Below are 23,736 nucleotides of genomic sequence, written 5' to 3' on the forward strand. Positions count from 1 at the left end.
CGTCGAGTCGGCAGAAGTTGCCGCCGGCTCGGCCTGGCATAGTCTCGCCCGGTGACCGCGACCCTCGTGGCGAAGGACCTGGCCGGCGGCCACGGGCATCGCATCCTCTTCGAGTCCCTCGACCTGACCGTCGCGCCCGGCGACGTGGTGGGGGTGGTCGGCGCCAACGGCGCCGGCAAGTCGACCCTGCTCCGGCTGCTGGCCGGGGCGAGCGAGCCGATGGGCGGGTCGGTGTCGCTGGCGCCGGCTGACGCCTTCGTCGGCTGGTTGCCGCAGGAGCACGACCGGATCCCGGGCGAGACCGTGGCGGCGTACGTCGCCCGCCGTACCGGCGCGACCGCGGCGACCGAGGCGATGGAGACGACGGCGTCGGCACTGGGCTCGGACGTGCCGGGGGCCGACGACGCGTACGCCGCCGCCTTCGACCGCTGGATGGCCAGCGGGGCCGCCGACCTGGAGGACCGCCTGCCTCCGGTGCTGGCCGAGCTCGGCCTCGACGTCGGGCCGGACGCGCTGATGACCTCGCTGTCCGGCGGCCAGGCCGCCCGGGCGGCGCTGGCCGCCCTGCTGCTGAGCCGCTTCGACGTCGTCCTCCTCGACGAGCCGACCAACGACCTGGACCTCGACGGCCTGGAGCGGCTGGAGTCGTTCGTCCGCGGGCTGCGTAGCGGGGTGGTGCTGGTCTCGCACGACCGCGAGTTCCTGGCCCGCTGCGTGACCCGGGTGGTCGAGCTGGACCTGGCCCAGCACCAGGTCGCGGTGTACGACGGCGGGTACGACGCCTATCTCGACGCCCGTGCGGTCGCGCGCCGGCATGCGCGGGAGGCCTACGACGAGTACGCCGAGAAGAAGGCCGAGCTCGTGGGGCGCGCCCGGACGATGCGCGAGTGGAGCTCGCAGGGCGTGCGCAACGCGATGAGGAAGTCGCCCGACAACGACAAGGTACGCCGCCGCGCGCAGTCGGAGTCGTCGGAGAAGCAGGCGCAGAAGGTGCGCCAGATGGAGTCGCGGATCGCCCGGCTCGACGAGGTGGAGGAGCCGCGCAAGGAGTGGGTGCTGCAGTTCAGCATCGCCGCCGCGCCGCGCTCCTCGACGGTCGTGTCGACGCTCAACGAGGCGGTCCTGCGACGTGGTGAATTCACCTTCGGCCCCGCCTCGCTGCAGGTCAACGCGGGCGACCGGATCGGCATCACCGGCCCCAACGGCGCCGGCAAGTCGACGCTGCTCGCCCTCCTGCTCGGCCGGGTCGCTCCCGACTCCGGGAGCGCCTCGCTGGGTGTCTCGGTCGCCGTCGGAGAGATCGACCAGGCGCGCACCGGCCTCGCCGACGACCAGCCGCTCGGCACCGCGTTCGAGCTCGCCGTACCGACCTGGACGCCCGCCGACGTACGGACGCTGCTCGCGAAGTTCGGCCTGAAGGCCGACCAGGTCGGCTCGCTGGTCGGGAAGCTCTCGCCCGGCGAGCGCACCCGGGCCGCGATGGCGCTGCTTCAGGCCCGCGGCGTCAACCTGCTGGTCCTCGACGAGCCGACCAACCACCTCGACCTGCCCGCGATCGAGCAGCTCGAGGAGGCGCTCGCGTCGTACGACGGCGCGCTGCTGCTCGTCTCCCACGACCGGCGGTTGCTGGAGAACGTCGAGCTGGACCAGCGCTGGCACGTCGAGGCGGGGCGGGTCACGCAGCTGTGAGCGGTGCGGTGGACGCCCGGTCCCGTTCGCTCGGTGCTCTGAGCGCCGACAGGATGTGCGCGTGCTGAGGCGAGAGCGCGACCTCGCGCTCGACGCCTTCGACCGCGGGTGCTGGGTCCTTCGCCGTAATGGCGAGATCGCGGGCCACGTCGCCACCACGCTGTCCTCGTTCTGGTCGCCCGGCCGTCCCCTCACGGCGCAGCAGTGGGTCTGGTACGTCGTCGTGTGGGCCGACGGTGCCCGCGAGCGAGCGCAGGAGGACTACCCGCCCTGGAACGCGGTGGCGGAGCTGAGGAGCGGCGTCTTCGCGTGGGGCGACGGCGGTCCGCGCAGCGGCCGGTACGACGCCGAGCGGCTTCCTGCTCCCGACGCCGACGCGCAGTGGATCTCGCTCGGTCTGACGGTCGAGGACTTCTGACAGTCGCGTACGAGCTCAGGTCGTCCGGTTCGACCTCCGCCACCAGACCACCAGTGCGTCGGCCAACGCCCGATCAGCGCCGTGATCAGGGCTCAGTCCGAAGTGGTCGATGCGTTCCCGGGTGATCCAGTCGCGCAGGAAGGCGGCGTCCGCTCCACCGCGGAGGCGGCTGAGAAGCGGTCCGATCAGGCAGTCGTACTCGTCCCGGCACTCGACGTCATCCGCGACGCCGATCGCGTCCCACTCCAGGAGCAAGGCGCGCACGTCGGCCACCTGGTGTCTGGCTTCCTGCGTGTCCACGAGGCGATTCTCGATGACCGCAGGCTCAGGCGAGCGCCCGCACCGTCTCGATCGTGTCCGCCTCGTCGGCGGTCTTGTCGTCGCGGTAGCGCATCACCCGCGCGAACCGCAGCGCCAGGCCGCCGGGGTAGCGGGTGGAGCGTTGCAGTCCGTCGAAGGCGATCTCGACGACCTGCTCGGGGCGCACGTGGACGACGTGCCCGTCGCGGTGCCTCTCCAGGCCGAGGAAGCGCTCGGTCTGCCAGGCGAGCATCTCGTCGGTCATGCCCTTGAAGGTCTTGCCGAGCATCACGAAGCCGGTCTCGGACGACGGGTCGCGGGCGCCCAGGTGGATGTTGGAGAGCGTGCCGGAGCGGCGGCCGGAGCCCCACTCGACCGCCAGCACGACCAGGTCGAGGGTGTGCACCGGCTTGACCTTGACCCAGGCGGCACCGCGGCGGCCGGCGTCGTACGGCGCGGCGAGGCGCTTGACCACGACGCCCTCGTGACCGGCCGCCAGGGTGTCGGCGACGAACGCCTCGGCGACCGCCACGTCCGAGGTGACGATCCGCGGGACCCGGAACGGCTGGGGGACCAGGCGCTCGAGCTCGGCCAGCCGCTCGTCGCCCGGGGCGGTCAGCAGGTCGCGGCCGTCGACATGGAGCACGTCGAAGAAGAACGGCGTGACGCGCACGCCGGTCGCCTGGGCGGTGCGCGAGGCGGTCTCCTGGAAGGCACGTGGCCGCCCGGACTCGTCCAGCGCGATCGCCTCGCCGTCCAGTACGAACCGCTCCGACGGGAGCGAGAGCGCGAGCTCGACGACCTCGGGCAGCCGCGCGGTGATGTCGTCCAGCGAACGGGTCGCGACGACGACCCGGTCGCCGAGCCGGTGCACCTGGATCCGGATGCCGTCGAGCTTGGTGTCGACCGCGACGGTGCCGCCGCCCGCCTTCTCGACCGCATCGGCCAGCGTCTTCGCCGACGAGGCGAGCATGGGCAGCACCGGCCGGCCGACCTCGAGCCCGATCTCCGCGAGCGCCGGCTCGCCGCCCTCGAACGCCACCCGCACGACGGCCACCGTCGATCCGGCCAGCATCGCGGCGCGGCGTACGGCGCTCAGCGGGATCTCCGCGGCGGCGGCGACCGCCTCCTGGACCAGCGCGTCGAGCGCCCCCTGGCGCACCTCGCCGGTCGCGAGGCCGCGCAGCCACCGCTGCTCGTCGGCCGTCGCCCGCCCGAAGAGCGCGGCCACGGCCTCCGCGCGGGCGGCCTGCGAACCCGGACCCGAGAGCGCCGCGATCGCCTCGAACGCCGCGTGCACCTCTAGTACGTCGAGCGTCGGCTCAGCGGCCGCCGGAGGCAGGTCGGCGAGGCTCCGCCAGCCCAGGCCGGTACGCCGCTGGCGCAGTGCGCCTCCGACGTACGACGTGACCGTCTCCAATTCCTCGGGCTCGGCCGTCGCGAGGAGCGCCGCGATGGCGGCCACCTTGGCCTTGCGCGAGCGGGTAGCGGCCACCGTCGCGGAGGTGGCGACGAGATCGGCGAGCAGCATGCGTCCATGGTGCCGGGTGGCGCCGACAGTGGCCGCGCAGATTCGCCGGTGTACCGGGGAACCTGGACGTTCCCAGGCAGAACTTCACCCCCGAACGTCAGGGTCTCGCCGAGAACCCGGACAGAAGTCGTCCGAAAACCCTTGCGCCTACGCAAGAACACGTTCTAATTTGGACACGTGTCCAGTCAGGTGTCCGGCGCGGCCCGCCGCGAGGTGAACTCCCGGCAGGCCGAGACCGTCGAGCGGCTGCTCGCGGCCGGCGCCGAGGAGCTGCGCGCCGTCGGCTCGGACAGCCTGACCATCCGCACGGTCGCAGGACGCGCAGGCGTCAGCCCGGCGACGGCGTACACCTACTTCGCCTCCAAGAACCACCTCTTCGCCGAGCTGTTCTGGCGGGCGCTGCTGACCGACCCGCAGCCCGCTCCGGTCGGCGACGACGCCGTCGAGCGGGTCTGCGGCGTGACCCGTCACCTCACCGCCATGCTCGCGGCCTCACCCGAGCTCGCCGCGGGGGTCACCTCGGCGCTGCTCGGCACCGACCCCGACGTCGAGCGGCTCCGGCTGCGGATCGGCTCCGAGCTCCTCGGCCGGTTCCGCGCGGCCGTGGGGGACGGGGCCGACGACGTACTCGTCGAGACCCTCGCGCTCACCTTCTCCGGCGCCCTGCTCCAGTCCGGGATGGGCCTGATGACCTACACCGAGATGGGCGAGCGGCTCGACGCCGTCGTCGCCACCATCATGAGAGGCAATGCATGAGTCTCCTCCAGAGCGCCCCGCGGGTCCTGGATCCCTACGACTACGGGTTCCAGGACGATCCCTACCCCGTCTACGCCTGGCTGCGCGAGAACGAGCCGCTGCACTACAACGCCGGCCTCGACCTGTGGGCGCTGACCCGGCACGAGGACATCGCGGAGGCGCTGCGCACCGAGGGGACCTACTCCAACTCCCACGGCGTCGCGATCGAGAAGTCCGCCTGGGGTCCCGACGCGCACAAGGTGATGTCGATCCTCGGCATGGACCCGCCCCGGCAGAAGCGGCTGCGCTCGCTGGTCTCGCGCGGCTTCACACCCCGCCGCGTCCACGACCTCTTCCCGCGCATCCAGGAGCTCACCGACCGCTACCTCGGCGAGTGCCTGGAGATGGGCAGCTTCGACTGGATCGCCGACTTCGCCGGCAAGCTCCCGATGGACGTCATCTCCGAGATGATGGGCGTCCCCGAGGAGGACCGCGCCGAGGTACGCCGCCAGGCCGACCTCGTCGTCCACCGCGAGGACGGCGTGTACGACGTCCCGCCGGCCGGCGCCGAGGCCTCGCTGTGGCTGGTCTCGTACTACATGGACATGGTCGCCCAGCGGCGCAAGCAGCCGACCGACGACCTCACCAGCGCCCTCATCGAGGCCGAGATCGACGGCGAACGGCTGACCGACGACGACGTCATCGCGTTCCTCTTCCTGATGGTCGTCGCCGGCAATGAGACGACCACCAAGCTGCTGGGCCACGCCGTCTACCACCTCACGCGGCACCCCGCCCAGCACGACCTGGTCTTCGGCGGAGCCGGGAACACCGACCTGGTCGCGCCGTGGGTCGAGGAGACCCTCCGCTTCGACACCTCCAGCCAGCTGCTGGCCCGCTACCTGCTGCGCGACGTCGAGCTGCACGGCCGCGTCGCCCCGCAGGGCTCGAAGCTGCTGCTGTGCCTGGGCTCGGCCAACCGCGACGAGTCGGTGTTCAGCCGCCCGACCGAATACGACATCACCCGCGACCCCGACGAGCTGGCCAAGATCCTGTCCTTCGGCGGCGGCCGGCACTTCTGCCTCGGCGCCAACCTGGCCCGGCTCGAGGCACGGGTCGCGCTGACCGCGCTCGTGCAGCGGGCGAGCTCGATCCAGGTCGACCACGACGCGTGCCGGCGGGTGCACTCGGTCAACGTCCGCGGCTTCGCAGTCGCCCCCATGACGGTGGTGCCGCGATGAGCAAGTACGCCCAGCCCTCTCGGCGCCCGGCCGTCGTCACCGGCGCCTCGTCCGGCATCGGAGCCGCGACCGCGCTCGCCCTCGCTGCGGCTGGACATCCGGTCGCGCTCGGCGCGCGGCGTACCGAGAAGTGCGAAGAGGTCGCAACGGCGGTCCGCGACGCAGGCGGCGAGGCCGTCGTCCACCGCCTCGACCTCACCGACGGCGAGTCGGTGAACGCCTTCGCGAAGGCGGTCGCGGACGACCTCGGCGACATCGAGGTCGTGATCAGCAACGCCGGGGCGGTCGCGCCCGGCACCATCCACGAGGTCGAGCCCGATCGGTTCGCCCGCGAGATCGACCTCAACCTCACCGGCGCCCAGCGGCTGGTGCGCGCGTTCGTCCCCGGCATGGTCGAGCGCCAGCGCGGCGACTTCGTCTTCGTCTCCTCCGACGTGGCCGTGCGCGCCCGCCCGTTCATGTCGTCGTACGCCGCCGGCAAGTGGGGCCTCGAAGGCATGGCCCACGCGCTGCAGATGGAGCTCGAGGGCACCGGCGTACGCGCCTCGATCGTGCGGCCCGGCCCCACCTGGAGCGAGATGGGCACGGACTGGGACGTCGACGAGGCGGCGTTCGTGCTCAACCAGTGGGTGCGCTTCGGCCTGGCCCGCCACCCGCACTTCATGAAGCCCACCGCCATCGCGGACGCGATCACCACCGTCGTGAGCGTCCCGCGCGGCGTCCACCTGAACCTGGTCGAGGTCTCGCCCGAGGCGCCGATCGCGAAGCCGGAGGACCGATGATCAAGGAAGTCTCGTACGCCGTTCCCGACGACGGGCACGGTCATCTGGCCGAGATGCGCGTCGACCCGATCGGCCTGTTCCAGCGCGTGTACGACGAGTGCGGCGACATCGGCCGCTTCCGGCTGGCCGACAAGGACGTCGTGCTCGTGTACGGCGCCGAGGCGCAGGAGCAGTTCTTCCGGGCACCCGACTCGACGCTGGACCAGGCGGCGGCGTACCCCTTCATGACCCCGATCTTCGGCAAGGGCGTCGTCTTCGACGCCTCGCCCGAGGAGCGGCAGCAGATGCTGAAGAACCAGGCGCTGCGCGGCGACATGATGCGCGGCCACGCGGCGACCATCGAGGCCGAGATCAACCGGATGGTCGCCGACTGGGGCGACGAGGGCGAGATCGACCTGCTCGACTGGTTCGCGGAGTTGACGATCTACACGACGTCCGCCTGCCTGATCGGCAAGCCGTTCCGCGAGGAGCTCGACTCGTCGTTCGCGCACCACTACCACGACCTCGAGCGCGGCACGGACGCGCTGGCGTACGTCGACCCGTACCTCGACATCGAGTCCTTCCGGATCCGCGACGCGGCGCGCGAGAAGCTGGTCGAGCTGGTGCAGGGCATCATCGACCGCCGCAAGCAGCGGGGCACGGTGCCGAAGGAGGACCGTGACCTGCTCGACGTCCTCATCTCGATCGACATGACCGCCGACTACATCACCGGGATCTTCATCTCGATGATGTTCGCGGGCCACCACACCTCGTCCGGTACGGCGTCCTGGGCGCTGATCGAGCTGATGCGCCACCCCGAGACGATGAAGGACGTGGTCGCCGAGCTCGACGACCTGTACGCCGACGGCAGCGAGGTGTCGTTCCAGGCGCTGCGCTCGATCCCGCGGCTGGAGGCGGCGCTGAAGGAGACGCTGCGGCTGCACCCGCCGCTGATCATCCTGATGCGCGTCGTGCAGGAGGAGATCGAGCTCGCCGGGCACCCGATCCCGCCCGGCACCGTCGTGGCGGCCTCCCCGCGGGTGTCGAACCGGATCGCCGAGGACTTCCCGGAGCCCGACTCCTTCGACCCCGGCCGCTATATCGACCCCCGGCAGGAGGACCTGCAGAACCGCTGGACCTGGATCCCGTTCGGCGCCGGCAAGCACCGCTGCGTGGGCAACGCCTTCGCGATGATGCAGATGAAGGCGATCTTCTCGGTCATCCTGCGCGACTACGAGTTCGAGATGGCGCAGCCGTCCGAGGGCTACCGCGACGACGTGTCGAAGATGGTCATCCAGCTCCAGCAGCCCTGCCGCGTGAAGTACCGCCGGCGGCAGCGATGACCACGACGCCGGTCGAGGTGCGAGGCGCGCCAGCGCCGACAGTGCCGCTGGTTGAGGTGCGAGGCGCGCCAGCGCCGAGCCTCGAAACCTCTCGTGCTGAGCGTCGGTGTGGGTCGGGGCCGTTTGTCGTCTCGCCGGGTTTCGAGGCTCAGGACTTCGTCCTTCGCGCCTCAACCAGCGTGGGGCCGCCGCTGGTTGAGGTGCGAGGGCCGCTAGGCCCGAGCCTCGAAACCCCTCGTGCCGAGGATCGGCGTGGGTCGAGGCCGTATGTCGTCTCGCCGGGTTTCGAGGCTCGCTCCGCTTGCACCTCAACCAGCCTGGGGGTGCCGCTGGTTGAGGTGCGAGGGCCGCTAGGCCCGAGCCTCGAAACCCCTCGTGCTGAGGGTCGGCGTGGGTCGGGGCCGTATGTCGTCTCGCCGGGTTTCGAGGCTCAGGACTTCGTCCTTCGCACCTCAACCAGCGTGGGGGCGCTGCCGGCGTCCAGCGTGGGGAACGGCGGCGCGCGATGAGGGTCGTGGCCGACCTCGGCCTGTGCCAGGGCCACCAGATGTGCACCGGTGAGGCGCCCGAGGTGTTCGGGTTCGACGACGACGCCGACCTGGTGACGGTGCTCCAGGAGCACCCCGACGAGTCCCTGCGGTCCGACGTGACGTCGGCCGTCAAGTACTGCCCGGCGATGGCGCTGAGCATCGAGGAGGATTGATGAGTGACCTCACGCGTGAGGAGATCGAGGAGTTCTGGAACTCCTGGCTCGACATCAACCGCAAGGCCGAGGAGTCCGGCGACTGGCGGGTGATGGCCGAGTGGTACGCCGAGGACGCGACGTACGGCTGGATGCTCACTCCGGAGGAGCACTTCATGGCCGTCGGTCGCGACCAGATCCGCGACTGGGCCATCGGCATCGAGATGGACGGCTTCGACGGCTGGCACTACGACTACCAGGCGACCGTCATCGACGAGAAGAACGCCATGGTCGTGGGCTTCTGGAAGCAGAAGTCCGGCATCACCGACGACGCGACCGGCCGCGAGTTCGAGGTCCCGGGCCTCGGCGGGAGCTGGTTCGGGGTCGCGCGGCAGCCGGACGGCCGGCTGCTGTTCTCGTGGCAGCGCGACTGGTTCGACTTCGGCGCGATGGCCCACACGATGGGCGCGGTCATGAAGTCGGGCAAGGCGCCGGAGACGCTGAAGAAGCGGCTGCAGGTGTTCGGGCTCGGCGTCCCGGGTCACTACAAGCCCGAGGACCTCCCGTCGACGGTGTGGCCGCCGCCCGTCGAGTCCGGCGAGTTCCTCACCCAGGAGCAGGTGTGAGCGGGCTCCCCTCGCCCCAGCAGCTGGTCGACGGCAAGCTGGGACCGGCGAGCGACGGGGCGACGTACCCGATCCTCAACCCGGCGACCGGCGCCGAGATCGGCCAGGCGCCGGACTCGACGGCGACCGACGTGGATGCCGCCATCGCCGCGGCCCGGCGGGCCTTCGACGAGACCGACTGGTCGACGAACACCGAGCTGCGGGTCCGCTGCCTGCGGCAGCTGCACGAGGCCCTGCTGGCGGAGGCCGACGAGTTCCGGGCGCTGACCACGGCTGAGGTCGGGATGCCGGGCTTCATGATGGGCGCGGCCGGCTTCGACGTACCGGTGGCGAGCCTGAAGTGGGTCACCGACCTGGCCGAGTCGTACGAGTTCGAGACCGACCTCGGCGTGGCGGAGCCGATGGGCATCCCGTCGCGGCGCACGGTACGACGCGAGCCGGTCGGCGTCGTCGCGGCCATCACGCCGTGGAACGTCCCGACCCAGATCAACCTGGCCAAGGTCGGCCCGGCGCTCGCCGCCGGCTGCACGGTCGTGCTGAAGCCTGCGCCCGACACCCCGTGGGTCGCGGCCGAGCTGGGGCGCCTGGTCGCCGAGCACACCGACATCCCGGCGGGCGTCTTCAACGTCGTCACGCCGCGCTCGAACGAGGTCGCGTCGCAGCTCGCCACCGACCCGCGCGTCGACATGGTCTCGTTCACCGGCTCGACGAACACCGGGCGCGCGATCATGGCGGCGGCCGCGCCCACGCTGAAGCGGGTCTTCCTCGAGCTCGGTGGCAAGTCCGCCGCGATCGCGCTCGACGACGCCGACGTGGGTGCGGTCGCGGGCGCCACCGCGTTCGCCGCCTGCATCCACGCCGGCCAGGGCTGCGCGATCACGACGCGGCTCGTCGTACCGCGCGAGAAGTACGACGAGGCGGTCCAGGTCGCCGCGGCCACGATGGAGTCGATCGGCGCGAAGGACCCGAGCGACCCCGGTGCGATCTGCGGCCCGGTGATCTCCGAGGTGCAGCGCGACCGGGTGGCGTCGTACCTCCGTCTCGCCGAGGAGGAAGGCGGGAGGTTCGCCACCGGAGGGCACGTCATCGAGCAGGACGGCTACTGGATCGAGCCGACGGTCGTCGCCGGCCTCGACAACTCCTCACGGCTCGCCCAGGAGGAGATCTTCGGGCCGGTGCTGGTCGTGATCCCGCACGACGGCGACGACGACGCGGTCCGGATCGCCAACGACTCGGCGTACGGCCTCTCCGGCTCGGTCGACTCCGGCTCGCTGGAGCGCGCCAAGGCCGTCGCCGCCCGGATCCGCACCGGCACGCTCGCCGTGAACGGCGGGGTCTGGTTCAGCCCTGACGCGCCGTTCGGGGGCTACAAGCAGTCCGGCCTGGGACGCGAGATGGGCGTCGCGGGCTTCGAGGAGTACCTCGAGACCAAGACCATCGCGGAGCCGGCTTGACCAACTCGGTGGTTGAGGTGCGAAGGACGAAGTCCTGAGCCTCGAAACCCCGTCAGACGAGAAGCAGGCTCGATCGAGGCCGACGTCCGGCTCGCCGGGTTTCGAGGCTCGCTTCGCTCGCACCTCAACCAGCGTGGATCACAAGGAGAGCAGCAGATGAGCGGGTTCAAGGACAAGGTCGTCGTCGTCACCGGCGCGGCCCAGGGGATCGGCGAGGCGTACGCCACGGCGCTGGGCGCCGAGGGGGCCTCCGTGGTCGTGGCCGACCTCAACGAGGAGTCCGGTGAGCGGGTCGCCAAGGAGATCGAGGCGGCGGGCGGTACGGCGATGTTCGTGCGCACCGACGTCTCCTCGGCCGAGTCGGCGCAGGCGCTGGTCGAGCAGGTGACCGCGGCGTACGGCGGCATCGACGGGCTGGTCAACAACGCCGCGATCTACGGCGACATGCAGTTCGACCTGCTGATCAGCGTCGACTGGGACTACTACCGGAAGTTCATGTCGGTGAACATGGACGGCGCGCTGGTGATGACCCGGGCGGTGTGGAAGTCGATGCAGCAGCGCGGCGGGGGCTCGATCGTCAACCAGTCGAGCACGGCGGCGTACCTCTACTCCGGCTTCTACGGCCTCGCCAAGGTCGGCGTGAACGGCCTGACCCAGCAGCTCGCCCACGAGGTCGGCGGGATGGGCATCCGCGTCAACGCGATCGCGCCCGGCCCGACCGACACAGCCGCGACGCGCACCCAGGCCGGGGACGCGTCGAAGGAGCTGGTGAAGAACCTCGCGCTGAAGCGGATGGGCCAGCCCGAGGACATGGTCGGCGCCTGCCTGTTCCTGCTCTCCGACGAGTCGTCGTGGGTGACCGGGCAGATCATCGCGGTCGACGGCGGACAGACGTTCCGCGCATGAGGGTCGGGTTCGTCGGCCTCGGCATGATCGGCAAGCCGATGGCGCTGACGCTGGCGCGCTCCGAGCTGGACCTGGTCGTGTACGACGTCGCGCCCGAGCCGCTGGCCGAGCTCGAGGCGGCCGGGGCGAAGGTGGCCGGCAGCGTGGCCGAGGTGGCCGGGCTGGTCGACGTGCTGTGCGTGATGGTGCGCGACGACGACCAGGTGCGCTCGGTGGCGGCGGAGGCCGGGCCGGGCACGGTGCTGGTCGTGCACTCGACCGTCGCGCCGGGTACGCCGGCCGAGCTGGCCGGTCTGGGCCTGCGGGTGCTGGACGCGCCCGTGAGCGGGGGGCCGACGGGCGCGGCGGAGGGGACGCTGGCCATCATGGTCGGCGGCTCCGAGGACGACCTCGCGGTGGCCCGGCCCGCGTTGGAGGTGCTGGGCGGCAAGGTCGTGCACGCCGGCCCGATCGGGTCGGGCACGAGGTTCAAGCTGGCCCGCAACATGATGCACTTCGTCTCGTTCACCGCGGCCACGGAGGCGATGCGGCTGGCCGAGGCATCCGGGTTGTCGCTGAAGGACCTGGGTGACGTGGTGCGTCACACCGACGCGATCACCGGCGGACCGGGCGCGATCATCCTGCGCGACACCACCGCCCCCATCGACCCGGCCGACTTCTGGCACGGCGTGATGACGCACGTGGTCGCCCTGGGCGACAAGGACCTCGGCTTCGCGATCGAGCTCGCCGAGCAGCTGGACATCGACGTACCCCTGGCGCGGCAGGCCCGCGCCGACCTAGCGAAGGGACTGGGCCTCTGATGGGCAAGTTCGACGACCTCCCCGAGACCCGCCGGCGCGGGCTGGAGAAGATGGAGGAGGTCTACGGCTTCGAGATGACCGACGGCGTCGGCGACTTCTTCCGCTACACCGCGGACCACCTGTTCGCCGACATCTGGAACCGCCCCGGGCTGTCCAACCGCGACCGCCGGCTGCTGCTGATCGGCCTGCTCGCCGGCTCCGGCGGCCAGGACGTCCTGACCATCCAGATCCCCGCCGCCCACGCCGCCGGCGAGCTCGACGACGACGCCCTGCGCGAGATCACGATCTTGATGTGCCACTACGCCGGCTGGCCGATGGGCTCCCGGATCAACGCCATCGTCGAGGACACCATCGCGAAGGCGGCCAAGAAGCGCGAGGCCTGAGCGCGACCCGTCACTTTCTCGGGGCTTTTCGCGGTGTGTCGACGAACGATCGACGGGTGGAGCGGTGGAGTCAGCCGCGTCGGATGCGCGGGCCGAGCGCCGGTGGGCCATCGCCGTTCCACCCGGTGGCCCGGGCGTCATCGCTCCACGAGTCCGGGAGGGCCGACTCGGGCTGATAGCCCGCGTGCGCGCCGGTGCGCACCCAGCGCGGGGCGTCGAGGCACGACGCCGGGATGGTGACCTGGACCGCACTCCGCTTCACCAGCGTCGCGCCTTTCAGGCGGCGACAGTCCCGGCTCCCTCCGCTGCCGGTGCGGAGCTCCACCCGGACTCGTCCGCGCGTCGGGTGGAATGAAGCGTTGTAGCGGCGTTCCGGCGTCTCGACCGACACGTATCCGCCCCACCAGCCGTCGGCCTCCGGTCCTGTGGGGAGCTCGCGGAATTTGATGGTGACCTGCAGCGCGCGGGCGCCGTACCGGGTCCGCAGGCGCACGATGTCGGCCTTGCTCTGCGCGCGGTCGGGTCGAGTCTTCACCACCCCGCCGTTGACGAGGTCGGACGTCACGCGCGTCATGTCTCCTCGGGCGTCCCGGACGACGTGGGTCTCGGCCGAGGCGGGAGCGGGGGCGAGGGGCAGGATGAGGGCCGCGGCCACCGCGGCGAGCCCGAGAGTGCGGATCACGCGAGGAGGCTAGCGGCGAGCCGACGTGCGCGCAGGGCTTTGCGGCGACCGCCGACCCGTCACTTTCTCTTCGACACGCCGACGAAAGCGCCGAGAAAGTGACGGGTCGGCGGGGTGGCTAGGGTCCGCGACATGCGCCTCAAGCTCGGTCGCCCTGACCTGGGTCGGTACGCCGACCGCTTCGACGTCCCGGAGGCGACCGGCGACCTGTCGGTGACCTTCCTCGGGGTGGCGAGCCTGCTCCTCGACGACGGCCGTACGGCGGTCCTCACCGACGGGTTCTTCTCCCGGCCGTCGCTGCTCAAGGTCGGGCTGGGGAAGGTCGCGCCGGACCGCGGGCGGATCGACGCGGCGCTGGCCCGTGCGAGGATCGACCGGCTGGCCGCGGTGGTGCCGGTGCACACCCACTTCGACCACGCGATGGACTCGGCGCTCGTCGCCGACCTCACCGGGGCCGAGCTGCTCGGCGGTGAGTCCGCGGCCAACGTGGGCCGGGGGCACGGCCTGCCGGCCGACCGGGTCCGCGTGGCGACGTCCGGCGAGACGATCCGGTACGGCGACCTCTCGCTCACCCTGGTCGAGTCGCACCACTGCCCGCCGGACCGCTTCCCCGGGACGATCACCCAGCCCGTCGTACCTCCGGTGAGCGCGAAGGCGTACCGCTGCGGCGAGGCCTGGTCGATCCTCGTCGAGCACGCGAGCGGGGCCAGCGTGCTGGTCCAGGGCAGCGCCGGCTTCGTCCCCGGCGCACTGGCCGGCCGACGGGCCGAGGTCGCCTACCTCGGCGTCGGACAGCTCGGCGTCCAGGACGAGACGTACCTGCGCGCCTACTGGGACGAGACCGTCCGGGCCGTCGGCGCCCGCCAGGTCGTGCTGATCCACTGGGACGACTTCTTCCGCCCGCTCGACCGCCCGCTGCGTGCGCTGCCGTACGCCGGCGACGACCTCGACGTCACGATGCGGGTCCTCGACGAGCTGGCGCGTCGCGACGGCGTGGGCCTGCGGTTCCCGACGCTGTGGCGGCGCGAGGACCCCTGGGCGATCAGCTGACCGAGCGCAGCAGCCGTCGGCCGAGCGCCTCGACCGCGGCCCGTAGCTCCGGACCCTCCTCGATCCGGAAGTCGGCCGGCAGGGTGGCCAGCTGCTCGGCGAAGTACGTCGGGTTGCCGGTCGATGCGGTCAGCCGGGTCGTCGTCGCGTCGACCGGCTCGAGCCGGCCCATGGTCCGCGGCACGCACCGGTGCATCCGTTCCAGCGGGGCGTCGACGAGCACCCGGACGTCGTACTCCCAACCGACGGCGAGGTTCTCCTCGAGCGTGGCCACGGGGTCGAGGTCGGCGGGCGGCTCGAACCTCGCCTCGAGGACCTCGACCGCACGCACCCGGTCGATCCGGTAGGTGCGCACGGCGTCGGCGCGCAGCGAGCGGCACACGAGGTACCAGCGGCCGTAGCGGACCGCGACCGCCCACGGCTCGACCTCGGCCTCCCACTCACGCCCACCGTCGGAGCGGTAGCCCAGCCGGACCCGACGGTGCTCGGCGCACGCCTCGACCAGCGCGACCGTCGTCGCCGGATCGGGACGCGAGGCGCCACGGTCGGGCACCGGCGCCGCCGTACGACGCACCGCCTCGGCCTGGGCGGCGACCGAGCGGGGGAGCGTCCGCAGCAGCTTGCCGAGGGCGCGCCCGACCGGACCCTCCACGTCGGCCGCGTCGTGCTGGCCGTCGAGGGCGGCCATCACCAGACCCAGCACCTCGTCGGGACCGAACAGCAGCGGCGGCGGCCGTACGCCGCGCCCGAGCCGGTAGCCGCCCGCGGGGCCGCGCACCGACTCGACCGGGATGTCGGCCTCGCGCAGGATCCCGACATAGCGGCGTACGGCGCGCGGCGAGACGCCGAGCCGGTCCCCGAGCCGCTCGGCGGTGATGCCGGGGGAGTCCTGCAGCGCCTCGAGCGCGAGCAGCGCCCGGGCGGTCGGACTGGCGTCGATCGTCATCGTTCTCCTGATGCGGAAGTAGAACGTCCGCAATCGACTCTAGTGTCGTCGTCATGGACGAGCACGCACCACCACCCTGGGAGCCACCGCTCGCGGGCGGCGAGACCGAACAGCTGGTCGCGGCGCTCGACCGGCTGCGCACGACGTTCCGCTGGAAGGCCGACGGGCTCGACGCCGCGGGCCTGGCGGCCGCGCCGGTCCCGAGCTCGGCGCTCACGCTCGGTGGGCTGCTCAAGCACCTCACGCTGATCGAGGCGACGTACGTCCCGGGGAAGATGTTCGGGGAGCCGCCCGGCGAGCCCTGGGACTCCGTCGACTGGGAGGCCGACCCCGAGTGGGAGTTCCGTACTGCCGCGGACGACGGCCCCGCTGCGCTCTACGCGTCGTACGACGCCGCGGTGGCGCGCTCGCGGTCCCGACTCGCCCAGGGGGTGACCGTCGGTGGGCTCGGGCAGGATGCCGACGTCAGCGACGGGGACGGCCGGCACGCGAGCCTGCGCCGGGTCCTCTGCGACCTGATCGAGGAGTACGGCCGCCACACCGGCCACGCCGACCTGCTGCGGGAGGCCGTCGACGGCCGCGTCGGCGAGGACCCGCCATCCGACTGGAAGCCCACGACAGGAGAACCCTCATGACCACGCTCACCGACCGTCCGCACACCGCCCTCGTCGTCGTCGACGTCCAGGTCGGGGTGGTGGCGGAGGCGCACGACCGGGACCGGGTCGTCGCGAACATCGCCACGGCCGTCGGCAAGGCCCGCGACTCCGGCACGCCCGTCGTCTGGGTCCAGCACTCGCACCCGGAGTTTCTGCCCCGTGACTCCGAGGGCTGGGGATGGGTCCCCGAGCTGGACGTGCAGGAGTCCGAGCCCGTCGTCCACAAGACGTACGCCGACTCCTTCGAGGAGACCGACCTGGAGGACGTGCTCGCCGCGCGCGGGGTCGGCCGGCTCGTGGTCGCGGGCGCGCAGACCGACGAGTGCATCCGCTCGACCCTGCACGGCGCGCTGGTCCGGGGGTACGACGCCACGCTGGTCGCCGACGCCCACACCACCGAGGACCAGAGCGAGTACGGCGCCCCGACGCCCGACCTCGTCATCGCGCACACCAACCTCTACTGGACCTACCACCGCGCGCCCGGGCGGGAGGCCGGCACGGTGACCACCGAGGAGCTCGCGTTCTGAACGCCGCCGGCCTGTTCGTGCGGCGATGAGTCGCGGCGGTCGTGCCGGTCGGTACCGGCATGACCGCCACGAATCTCGCCGAGCTCTACGACCTGCCGCCGCTGGACTGGCAGGCGGTCCGCACCCATCTCGACGCCGGCATCGCCCAGGCGCCCGGCGCCGGCGGCCCGGACCGGCACACCTGCTGGCTGACCACCCTGAACCCCGACGGCAGCCCGCACGTGACCGGCATCGGTGCGCTCTGGGCCGACGGCGCCTTCTGGTTCGAGACCGGCGCCACGACGCGCAAGGGCCGCAACCTGGCCCGGGACCCGCGCTGCGCCCTCAGCGTGGCGCTGCGCGAGCTCGACCTGGTCGTCGAGGGCACGGCCTCCGCCGTGACCGACCCCGCGGTCGTCGCCGCACGCGCCGCCGACTGGGCAGCCGAGGGCTGGCCGTGCGAGGTCGACGAGAGCGGCGTCGCGCTGACCGCGCCGTTCAGCGCCCCGTCCGCGGGGAAGCCGCCGTGGCTGGTCTACCGGCTCGAGACCGGCCGGGCCACCGCGCTCTCCACGGTGGAGCCGGGCGGGGCCACGCGTTGGGACTTCTGAGCCCGTCCTACGGCCGCAATTGCAGCCTCCGGGCAGGGTGGTCGGTTGCGGCCGTGTCATTCGGCCGCAATTGCAGCCGAGCGGCAGACCGGCAGGAATGGTCCGCGCCGGCCCGTCCTACGGCCGCAATTGCAGCCTCCGGACACGCCAGCGGGCCGCTGGCCTGTCATTCGGCTGCAATTGCGGCCTCCCGACGACCCGCACCCCGCGGCGAGCCGCCGGCCGCCGGGCGCGGGCTCACCACCCCGGCGGCAGGCCGGTGAAGTCCGGCTCCCGGCCCTCGGCGAAGGCGGCCAGGGCCTCCAGGTTGGCGGGGCCGCCCATCAGCTCGGCGAAGGCGGCGTTCTCGCGCTCGCGGGCGGCGTCGATCTCGGCGCGCAGCGGCGCGGTCATCGTGCGCTTGACCGCGACCAGCGACGAGATCGGCCGCTGGGCGAGGAGGGTGGCGTGGCGGGTCGCCTCGGCTATCAGGTCCTCGGGCGAACACACCCGCCACACCAGGCCCATCTCCCGGGCCTCCTCCGCGGAGATCCACTCCGCCGAGAGCAGCACCCACGCGGCACCCTGGCGGCCGAGCAGCCGGGGGAGCAGGTACGACGACGCCGCCTCCGGCGCGACGCCCAGGGAGGTGAACGGGCACTTGAGCCGGGCGGTGGACGACATGAACGCCAGGTCGGCGAAGCCGAGGATCGTCGTACCGATCCCGAGGCCGACCCCGTTGACCGCGCACACGAGCGGCTTGGGGAAGTCGACCAGCGCGTCGACCAGACCCACGAAGCCGTGCTTGCCCCGCTCGAACGTCGGGTCCGTGGCGATCCGGTGCATCTCCAGCAGGTCCGTCCCCGCGCTGAAGCCCCGGCCGTTGCCGGTGAGGAGTACGACGGCCACGCCCGGGTCCTCGGCCGCCTCCAGGAGCGCCTCGGCGGTCGCGTCGTAGAGCGCCTCGTTGAAGGCGTTGAGCGCCTCGGGGCGGTCCAGGACGAGGGTGCGGACCCGGTCGCGGTCGGTGATCTGCAACATGGCGCGAGACTAGAACAGGTTCCACTGTCGGCGCGGCGGCGTACCGTCTGCCGGGTGACTTCCGTGACCCGGGTCTGGCGTCCCGACTGGCCGTGCTCGGTCCGGATGGTCCGCATCCACCGCCGCGGCGGTGGCGACCCGACGTACCACCTGGACGACGACCGGCACTGGCGCGGCCTGCGCACCCCCGAGGGGCCGGCCACGCTGGTGCTGTGGTCCCGGGCGGCGGACGGCGAGGTCCACGCGCAGGCGTGGGGGCCGGGCGCGGAGTGGGCGATCGACTCGGTCCCGGGCCTGCTGGGCGCCGCCGACGACCCGAGCGGGTTCGAGCCGCGTCACCCCGTCCTGGTCGAGGCCGCCCGGAGGTACGGCGAGGTCCGCGTCGGCCGCAGCGGCCTCGTGATGGAGTCGCTGGTGCCCGCGATCATCGAGCAGAAGGTCACCGGGCAGGAGGCGTTCGCCGGGTTCCGGATGCTCGTCCACCGCTTCGGCGAGCGCGCGCCCGGGCCGGGCGCCGATCGGCGGCTGTGGGTCCAGCCGGACGCCGCGACGCTGCGCACGATCCCCTCGTGGGAGTGGCTGCGCATGCACGTCGACCCGGCTCGCTCGCGCGCGGTGGTGACCGCGGCCCGGGTCGCGGACGCGCTGGAGCGGACGACGACCGTGCCGCACGACGAGGCGGCCCGGCGGCTCACGTCGATCCCCGGCATCGGTCGCTGGACGGCCGCCGAGACGATGCAGCGCGCCCACGGCGATCCGGACGCGGTCTCGTTCGGCGACTACCACGTCGCCAAGGACATCGGCTGGGCGCTGACCGGTGAGCCCTTCGACGACGACCAGCTGGAGGAGTTCCTCGAGCCCTGGCGACCGCACCGCGGCCGGGTCCAGGCCCTGGTCGGCCGCGCGGGGCTGCGCCGTCCCCGGCACGGCGCGCGGATGGCGCCGCGCACCCACCTCCCGGCGAAGGTCACCCGACGATGAGCGCCGCCGGGCCGGCACCGCGCTAGCCCGGCTCCGCGGGTTCCCGGCATTCGCCCCCACGGGTGGGCCGGCGTTGGCAGACTGCCGACCGACCGAGTGCGTGGCGACCCCGCCCCGACACAGAGAGTGGGCCGGTGAACCTCGCGCACGACACCGCGGAGCCGACGAAGGCGTCGCCGACGCCCGCACCGGCGCCCGCGACCGCGACGCCGGCCGCTCCGGTGCCGCTGGCGGTCGGCCGGCTGGTCGTCGGCCACGCCGAGGACCGGGCCGAGCACGAGGCGGACACGATGGCCGACTCGGCCCTGGCGAGGCTCGTACGACGCTCGGAGACGGCCTCGGGGACGGACTCCTCCACAGCTCGCCTCGACGACGGCTCGCCGATCGGCCGGCTGGCCAGGACGGGCGGGGGCGTGATCCGCCGCGATCCCACCAAGACCGACGGTGCGACCCCCGCGTCGTCGACCCCCGCGCCGACCACCCCGACGCCGGAGCCCAGCCCGGCACCGGCACCCACTCCCGCACCCACGCCGGTGGCGAGCCGCTCCGCCGCAGCGCATCCCGTGGCAGCGCACCCGGTGGAGGGCGGCGCACCGGCGCGGACGGCGTACCAGCCGGCCATGGCCGCGCTCATGGACATGCCCTGGGAGACCGCGCTGGCGATCTCGATGGAGCGTGGCCGCGACTCCCGGCTGTGCAAGGACGTGCTGCTGGGCGCCTTCGAGGGGGACTGGTTCAAGGCCAAGGACTGCCTCGTCTTCGGGCGCTGGCCGGGGAGGTCGAGGCCGCACTTCACCCATGCGCAGCCCGAGCTCGCCCTGGACCTGATGAAGGGGCTGCTCCGGCTGCGCGACGACATCCACGCCAAGCTGCAGCCCGTCGTCCAGCGGAAGATGAAGGAGCGGCTGGGCAGCGCGACCGAGGCGATGGCGGGGCACACCTCCGTGCCGGAGGCCGCCAAGCCGAAGGTCCGTGCGGCGCTGGAGGCGCAGGCCCGGGCCGAGTCGGTGCCCACGGTCCCGGCGAACAAGGAGACCGGCGCGAAGGCCGTGCCCAACCAGAACGTCGACTACTTCGACGCGGCCGGCGCGACCTCGGTCACCTCCGACCTCGACATCTCGACGGGAGGGATCAACACCGAGCTCGCGGTGCAGGTCTACAACGAGGAGTTCCGCAAGGAGATGGGGACCAGCCTCGACCCGGGCACCGTGTTCGACCTCAACGTCTACGCGAAGGACTTCATCTTCGGCGGCCACTGGTCGAAGAAGGACACCCTGCTCCGGCCGAAGAGCGAGCACGAGGCGCTGGAGTCGTCGTCGATGGAGAAGCTGAAGGACCGGCCCGCCGACCTGGCCGCGCAGAAGATCGCCGACCAGCAGAACCAGGCGGCGGCCGACCGGAAGCAGGACGTCTTCGCCCTCACCCACATCGCCCGGTTCCTCGTGGGCGGCGAGTGGACGGCGTACGCCAAGCAGATCACCGACGGCATCGCGGACCCGGTCGCCCAGGACGAGCAGGCCAAGCGGCTGCAGGAGGCCCGCGCGAAGGCCGACGAGTTCGAGGCCACCCTCCAGCGGACGATCGGGAAGCTGGTGTCGACCGACGCCGGTCTGGCGAGTCTCGGCACCACGTCCTCCTGGTCGAAGGCCGACGGCGGGGACGAGTACGCGAGCAATGCCAAGCGGATGCGGGCCGCGAACGCCGTCTACGAGCAGAAGCTGGTCCAGGTCAAGATCCTGCGCGAGCAGATCGCCGCACTGGCGGCCAGCACCGAGCCGACCGACATCGCCCGGCTGCGCCTGCTGATCTCGCAGGTCGCGGAGACCGTCTCGGAGGCGTCGCTCTACGCCAACGAGGTCTACGGCTCGGCGGGGGCCACCGTGCACGCGGTGGTCGCCGTCCAGGGCGGACGCAAGCGGCAGAAGATCAACGAGGCGGAGGCCAAGCGCACCGCGACGGGCGCCCCGCTGGTCAACGAGAAGGGTGAGGCACACGGGTCCCGGCTCGGCACGGAGACCGAGGTGACGGTGGAGATGAGCACCGAGGCGTGGAAGCAGGCCTTCACCGACAACGTGGGCGACGTGCTCAAGGACTACCTGCACTACGGTCACAGCCACGGCACGCAGGCGACCAACTACCCCTACGCGGCCTTCAAGATGGGCAAGTACGTCGACCGGGTGGTCGACGCCTTCGACCACCTGAAGGGCGCGATGAGTGCCGAGGCCTACGAGAGGATGACCGCGTTGCCGGAGCTGAAGCGGCTGCGGGCACTGGGCACCAACCACGTCAAGGCGAAGGCCGGACCCAGCGGGGACGACCCGAAGCTGCTCGCCGAGGAAGAGAACTTCAAGTCGCTGACGACCCGGGCCGACATCGACTCGATCAAGTCGGACACGCTCAGCTTCAGCGCCGCCGTACGAGCGAGCTGGGCCACGAGTCCGGCTCCCGTGACGCCCGCGGCCCCGACCGCCGCCGTCGCCTCCCCGACGGCGTCCGGCGCGCCCGTTCCCGCGCCGGTCCCGCAGCACCCCGTGCCCGCGGCGCCGCCGGGTGACGTCCACGCCCAGGTGCCGGCTCTCGCCGAGGCGACGGGCACGATCGCCGCCACCGCGGCCGCCGTCACCGCCGCCGAGAAGAGGCTCGAGGAATGACCGACGAGATCATGACCCGGGTGCTCGACCTCCGTGCCGACCTGTCGGACGCCGACCTGAGCGGGCTCGACCTCGAGGGCGCCGTACTCGTCGGCCGACGGCTCGAACGGGCGATCCTGCGCGGGGCGGTGCTCGACAGTGCGCTGCTGCGCGGGGCGAACCTGACCGGGGCCGACCTCACCGGGCTCACCGCCTTCGGACTGCGTCTGGAGGAGGCGGAGCTCGCCGACGCCCGGATGGACGGCGTACGACTCGACTACAGCCGCCTGAGCGACGCCGTCGCACCGCGGCTGCACCTGAGGGCTGCGGTGGTGACCGGGGGCGAGTGGCAGCGCATCCACGCGCCCGGCGCCGACCTGGACGCCGCTCGTCTCGAGCGCGTGCTGCTGCACGACGCCGACCTCACCGGGGCCACCCTCCGCGACGCCGTGCTGACCGGCTGCTCGCTCATCGGCGCCGACCTGGACGGGGCCGACCTGACGGGCGCGACGCTGGTCGACTGCGACCTCACCCGCGTGCGCGGGACCTGGATCTCCTAGAGCAGCGGCCGCAGGGGAGCCAGCATCAGCTCGGTGAACTTGCGGTGCAGGTCCCGGGCCTCCCACTCGCCCTGGGTGAGCTCGAGGCAGTTGCTCTGGTCGGTCGCGAAGATCTCCTCCAGCGTCCGTGCGAACGCCTCGTCGAAGACCTCGACGTTGATCTCGTAGTTGCCCTGCAGGCTCAGCCGGTCGATGTTGGCGGTGCCGACGGTGGACCAGCTGCCGTCGACCGTCGACGTCTTCGCGTGCACCATCGCGTCCTTGAAGCGGAAGATCCGCACGCCCGCGCCGAGCAGCTGGCTGAAGTAGCCGCGCGAGATCCAGTCGGCCACGATGTGGTTCGACTTCAGCGGCACCAGCAGCCGTACGTCGACCCCGCGGCGGGCCGCCTCCTTCATCGCGTCGACGAAGTCCTGGTCGGGGGTGAAGTAGGCCTGCGTCATCCACACGTTGACGCTCGCGCGGTTGATCGCCTCGATGTACATCGAGCGGATGGGGAACATCCACAGCCGCGGCACGTTGCGGTGGATCCGGATGCGCGGCTCCCAGGTGGAGGCGGTCTCCAGCAGCAGCGGACGCTCGCTGGTGCCGATCCGCCGGCGCCGGTTGAGGTTCCAGAAGTCGGCGAAGGCGCGCTTGAGGTCCCACACGCCCGGACCGGTGATCCGGACGTGGGTGTCGCGCCACTCGGTCTCGTACGCCGAGCCGATGTTGTAGCCGCCGACGAAGCCCTGGGCGTCGTCGACGACCAGGATCTTGCGGTGGTCGCGGCCGTAGCGGGCCAGGTCGAAGGGGCGCCAGCCCGCCGGGTAGATCGGGTAGCGCAGCACCTTCAGGTTCGGCGAGAACTTCTTGAACCGCGGCGAGACGACGAGGTTCGCGAAGCCGTCGTAGATGCAGTAGACCTCCACGCCGCGGTCGGCGGCGGCGGACAGGGCGGCCTTGAACCGCTCGCCCATCTCGTCGCCCTTCCAGATGTAGGTCTCGAAGAGGATCTGCCGCTCGGCGCTGTCGATCGCGGCGAGCATGTCGTCGTACAGGTCGCGGCCGAACGTGTACGTCGTCACCTCGCCGTCGCCGATCGGCACGGGCCGGGGCGGGGTGACCGGGAAGGGCTTCGGCTTCTTGCCGCGGCGCCGGTAGGAGTCGACGAGCGACATGCCGATGGCGAGGACCAGCTGGATGCCGAACACGGTCAGGAGCGTCCTCCGCAGGACTCGCAGCACCC

25 protein-coding genes are annotated in these 23,736 nt (G+C 72.2%); 19 read left to right on the plus strand and 6 right to left on the minus strand.

Annotated features, from left to right (window positions below):
- Positions 1-51 precede the first annotated feature (51 nt).
- Positions 52-1,689, plus strand: coding sequence for an ABC-F family ATP-binding cassette domain-containing protein (locus VMF51_RS07090; RefSeq protein ID WP_325473710.1), 1,638 nt, complete (start codon positions 52-54; stop codon positions 1,687-1,689).
- Between the two features lie 61 nt (positions 1,690-1,750).
- Positions 1,751-2,107, plus strand: a complete 357-nt coding sequence (locus VMF51_RS07095; protein WP_325473711.1) for a hypothetical protein — start codon at positions 1,751-1,753, stop codon at positions 2,105-2,107.
- Between the two features lie 15 nt (positions 2,108-2,122).
- Here the strand turns inward: VMF51_RS07095 and VMF51_RS07100 are convergent, their stop codons facing one another.
- Both VMF51_RS07100 and VMF51_RS07105 read right to left on the minus strand, forming a co-directional pair.
- The gene (locus tag VMF51_RS07100; RefSeq protein WP_325473712.1) at positions 2,123-2,371 is read right to left on the minus strand and encodes a hypothetical protein; all 249 of its coding nucleotides are present in this window, start codon (positions 2,369-2,371) and stop codon (positions 2,123-2,125) included.
- A 61-nt stretch (positions 2,372-2,432) separates the two neighbouring features.
- Positions 2,433-3,938 (minus strand): ATP-dependent DNA ligase, encoded by a 1,506-nt coding sequence (locus VMF51_RS07105; RefSeq protein WP_325473713.1) that lies wholly within the window; start codon positions 3,936-3,938, stop codon positions 2,433-2,435.
- Between the two features lie 177 nt (positions 3,939-4,115).
- Here VMF51_RS07105 and VMF51_RS07110 point away from each other — a divergent pair, with 177 nt between their 5' ends.
- The 10 genes from VMF51_RS07110 to VMF51_RS07155 all read left to right on the plus strand — a co-directional run bounded on the left by VMF51_RS07110 (position 4,116) and on the right by VMF51_RS07155 (position 12,866).
- A complete protein-coding gene (locus VMF51_RS07110) occupies positions 4,116-4,694 on the plus strand; it encodes a TetR/AcrR family transcriptional regulator (RefSeq protein WP_325473714.1) in 579 nt (192 codons plus the stop codon).
- Positions 4,691-5,911, plus strand: coding sequence for a cytochrome P450 (locus tag VMF51_RS07115; RefSeq protein WP_325473715.1), 1,221 nt, complete (start codon positions 4,691-4,693; stop codon positions 5,909-5,911). The genes VMF51_RS07110 and VMF51_RS07115 overlap by 4 nt, the downstream gene beginning before the upstream one ends.
- Positions 5,908-6,693 (plus strand): SDR family oxidoreductase, encoded by a 786-nt coding sequence (locus VMF51_RS07120; protein WP_325473716.1) that lies wholly within the window; start codon positions 5,908-5,910, stop codon positions 6,691-6,693. Before VMF51_RS07115 ends, VMF51_RS07120 begins: the two co-directional genes overlap by 4 nt.
- Positions 6,690-8,015 (plus strand): cytochrome P450, encoded by a 1,326-nt coding sequence (locus tag VMF51_RS07125; protein ID WP_325473717.1) that lies wholly within the window; start codon positions 6,690-6,692, stop codon positions 8,013-8,015. The genes VMF51_RS07120 and VMF51_RS07125 overlap by 4 nt, the downstream gene beginning before the upstream one ends.
- Before the next feature lie 505 nt (positions 8,016-8,520).
- The gene (locus tag VMF51_RS07130) at positions 8,521-8,718 is read left to right on the plus strand and encodes a ferredoxin (protein WP_325473718.1); all 198 of its coding nucleotides are present in this window, start codon (positions 8,521-8,523) and stop codon (positions 8,716-8,718) included.
- Positions 8,718-9,323 (plus strand): nuclear transport factor 2 family protein, encoded by a 606-nt coding sequence (locus VMF51_RS07135; RefSeq protein ID WP_325473719.1) that lies wholly within the window; start codon positions 8,718-8,720, stop codon positions 9,321-9,323. Before VMF51_RS07130 ends, VMF51_RS07135 begins: the two co-directional genes overlap by 1 nt.
- Entirely contained in the window at positions 9,320-10,777 is a 1,458-nt protein-coding gene (locus VMF51_RS07140) for an aldehyde dehydrogenase (RefSeq protein ID WP_325473720.1), read from the plus strand. The genes VMF51_RS07135 and VMF51_RS07140 overlap by 4 nt, the downstream gene beginning before the upstream one ends.
- 156 nt (positions 10,778-10,933) lie before the next feature.
- Positions 10,934-11,683: an SDR family oxidoreductase gene (locus VMF51_RS07145; RefSeq protein ID WP_325473721.1), complete on the plus strand. Its 750-nt coding sequence runs from the start codon at positions 10,934-10,936 to the stop codon at positions 11,681-11,683.
- Entirely contained in the window at positions 11,680-12,483 is an 804-nt protein-coding gene (locus VMF51_RS07150) for an NAD(P)-dependent oxidoreductase (protein WP_325473722.1), read from the plus strand. The genes VMF51_RS07145 and VMF51_RS07150 overlap by 4 nt, the downstream gene beginning before the upstream one ends.
- Complete coding sequence (locus VMF51_RS07155) at positions 12,483-12,866, plus strand: carboxymuconolactone decarboxylase family protein (RefSeq protein WP_325473723.1); 384 nt, start codon at positions 12,483-12,485, stop codon at positions 12,864-12,866. Before VMF51_RS07150 ends, VMF51_RS07155 begins: the two co-directional genes overlap by 1 nt.
- Positions 12,867-12,936: 70 nt before the next feature.
- Here VMF51_RS07155 and VMF51_RS07160 read toward each other — a convergent pair whose 3' ends face one another.
- Positions 12,937-13,548, minus strand: coding sequence for a hypothetical protein (locus tag VMF51_RS07160; protein ID WP_325473724.1), 612 nt, complete (start codon positions 13,546-13,548; stop codon positions 12,937-12,939).
- Positions 13,549-13,680: 132 nt separating this feature from the next.
- Here VMF51_RS07160 and VMF51_RS07165 point away from each other — a divergent pair, with 132 nt between their 5' ends.
- Positions 13,681-14,598: an MBL fold metallo-hydrolase gene (locus tag VMF51_RS07165; RefSeq protein ID WP_325473725.1), complete on the plus strand. Its 918-nt coding sequence runs from the start codon at positions 13,681-13,683 to the stop codon at positions 14,596-14,598.
- Here the strand turns inward: VMF51_RS07165 and VMF51_RS07170 are convergent.
- Positions 14,591-15,544 carry a helix-turn-helix transcriptional regulator gene (locus VMF51_RS07170; protein ID WP_325473726.1) on the minus strand — a complete coding sequence of 318 codons (954 nt, stop codon included), beginning with the start codon at positions 15,542-15,544 and terminating at the stop codon, positions 14,591-14,593. The two genes, VMF51_RS07165 and VMF51_RS07170, sit on opposite strands and share 8 nt — an antisense overlap.
- A gap of 53 nt (positions 15,545-15,597) precedes the next feature.
- On the opposite strand from VMF51_RS07170, the gene VMF51_RS07175 reads away from it, so the two are divergent.
- The 3 genes from VMF51_RS07175 to VMF51_RS07185 are packed head-to-tail and all read left to right on the plus strand — an operon-like array spanning position 15,598 to position 17,317.
- Complete coding sequence (locus VMF51_RS07175) at positions 15,598-16,179, plus strand: DUF664 domain-containing protein (RefSeq protein ID WP_325473727.1); 582 nt, start codon at positions 15,598-15,600, stop codon at positions 16,177-16,179.
- Positions 16,176-16,727, plus strand: coding sequence for a cysteine hydrolase family protein (locus VMF51_RS07180; RefSeq protein ID WP_325473728.1), 552 nt, complete (start codon positions 16,176-16,178; stop codon positions 16,725-16,727). The genes VMF51_RS07175 and VMF51_RS07180 overlap by 4 nt, the downstream gene beginning before the upstream one ends.
- Positions 16,728-16,786: 59 nt before the next feature.
- Positions 16,787-17,317, plus strand: a complete 531-nt coding sequence (locus VMF51_RS07185; protein WP_325473729.1) for a pyridoxamine 5'-phosphate oxidase family protein — start codon at positions 16,787-16,789, stop codon at positions 17,315-17,317.
- Between the two features lie 237 nt (positions 17,318-17,554).
- On the opposite strand, the gene VMF51_RS07190 is transcribed toward VMF51_RS07185, so the two are convergent.
- A complete protein-coding gene (locus VMF51_RS07190; protein WP_325473730.1) occupies positions 17,555-18,337 on the minus strand; it encodes an enoyl-CoA hydratase/isomerase family protein in 783 nt (260 codons plus the stop codon).
- 54 nt (positions 18,338-18,391) lie between these two features.
- On the opposite strand from VMF51_RS07190, the gene VMF51_RS07195 reads away from it, so the two are divergent.
- From VMF51_RS07195 to VMF51_RS07205, 3 genes are all read left to right on the plus strand, one after another.
- Positions 18,392-19,318, plus strand: a complete 927-nt coding sequence (locus VMF51_RS07195; RefSeq protein ID WP_325473731.1) for a DNA-3-methyladenine glycosylase 2 family protein — start codon at positions 18,392-18,394, stop codon at positions 19,316-19,318.
- 134 nt (positions 19,319-19,452) lie between these two features.
- On the plus strand, positions 19,453-21,969 hold the full coding sequence (locus VMF51_RS07200; protein WP_325473732.1) for a hypothetical protein: 2,517 nt from the start codon (positions 19,453-19,455) through the stop codon (positions 21,967-21,969).
- A complete protein-coding gene (locus VMF51_RS07205; RefSeq protein ID WP_325473733.1) occupies positions 21,966-22,508 on the plus strand; it encodes a pentapeptide repeat-containing protein in 543 nt (180 codons plus the stop codon). Before VMF51_RS07200 ends, VMF51_RS07205 begins: the two co-directional genes overlap by 4 nt.
- On the opposite strand, the gene VMF51_RS07210 is transcribed toward VMF51_RS07205, so the two are convergent.
- Positions 22,505-23,701, minus strand: coding sequence for a phospholipase D-like domain-containing protein (locus tag VMF51_RS07210; RefSeq protein WP_325473734.1), 1,197 nt, complete (start codon positions 23,699-23,701; stop codon positions 22,505-22,507). The genes VMF51_RS07205 and VMF51_RS07210 overlap by 4 nt on opposite strands.
- Positions 23,702-23,736: the final 35 nt, after the last annotated feature.

The sequence above is a fragment of the Nocardioides sp. genome (assembly GCF_035503875.1).
Classification (GTDB): Bacteria; Actinomycetota; Actinomycetes; order Propionibacteriales; family Nocardioidaceae; genus Nocardioides.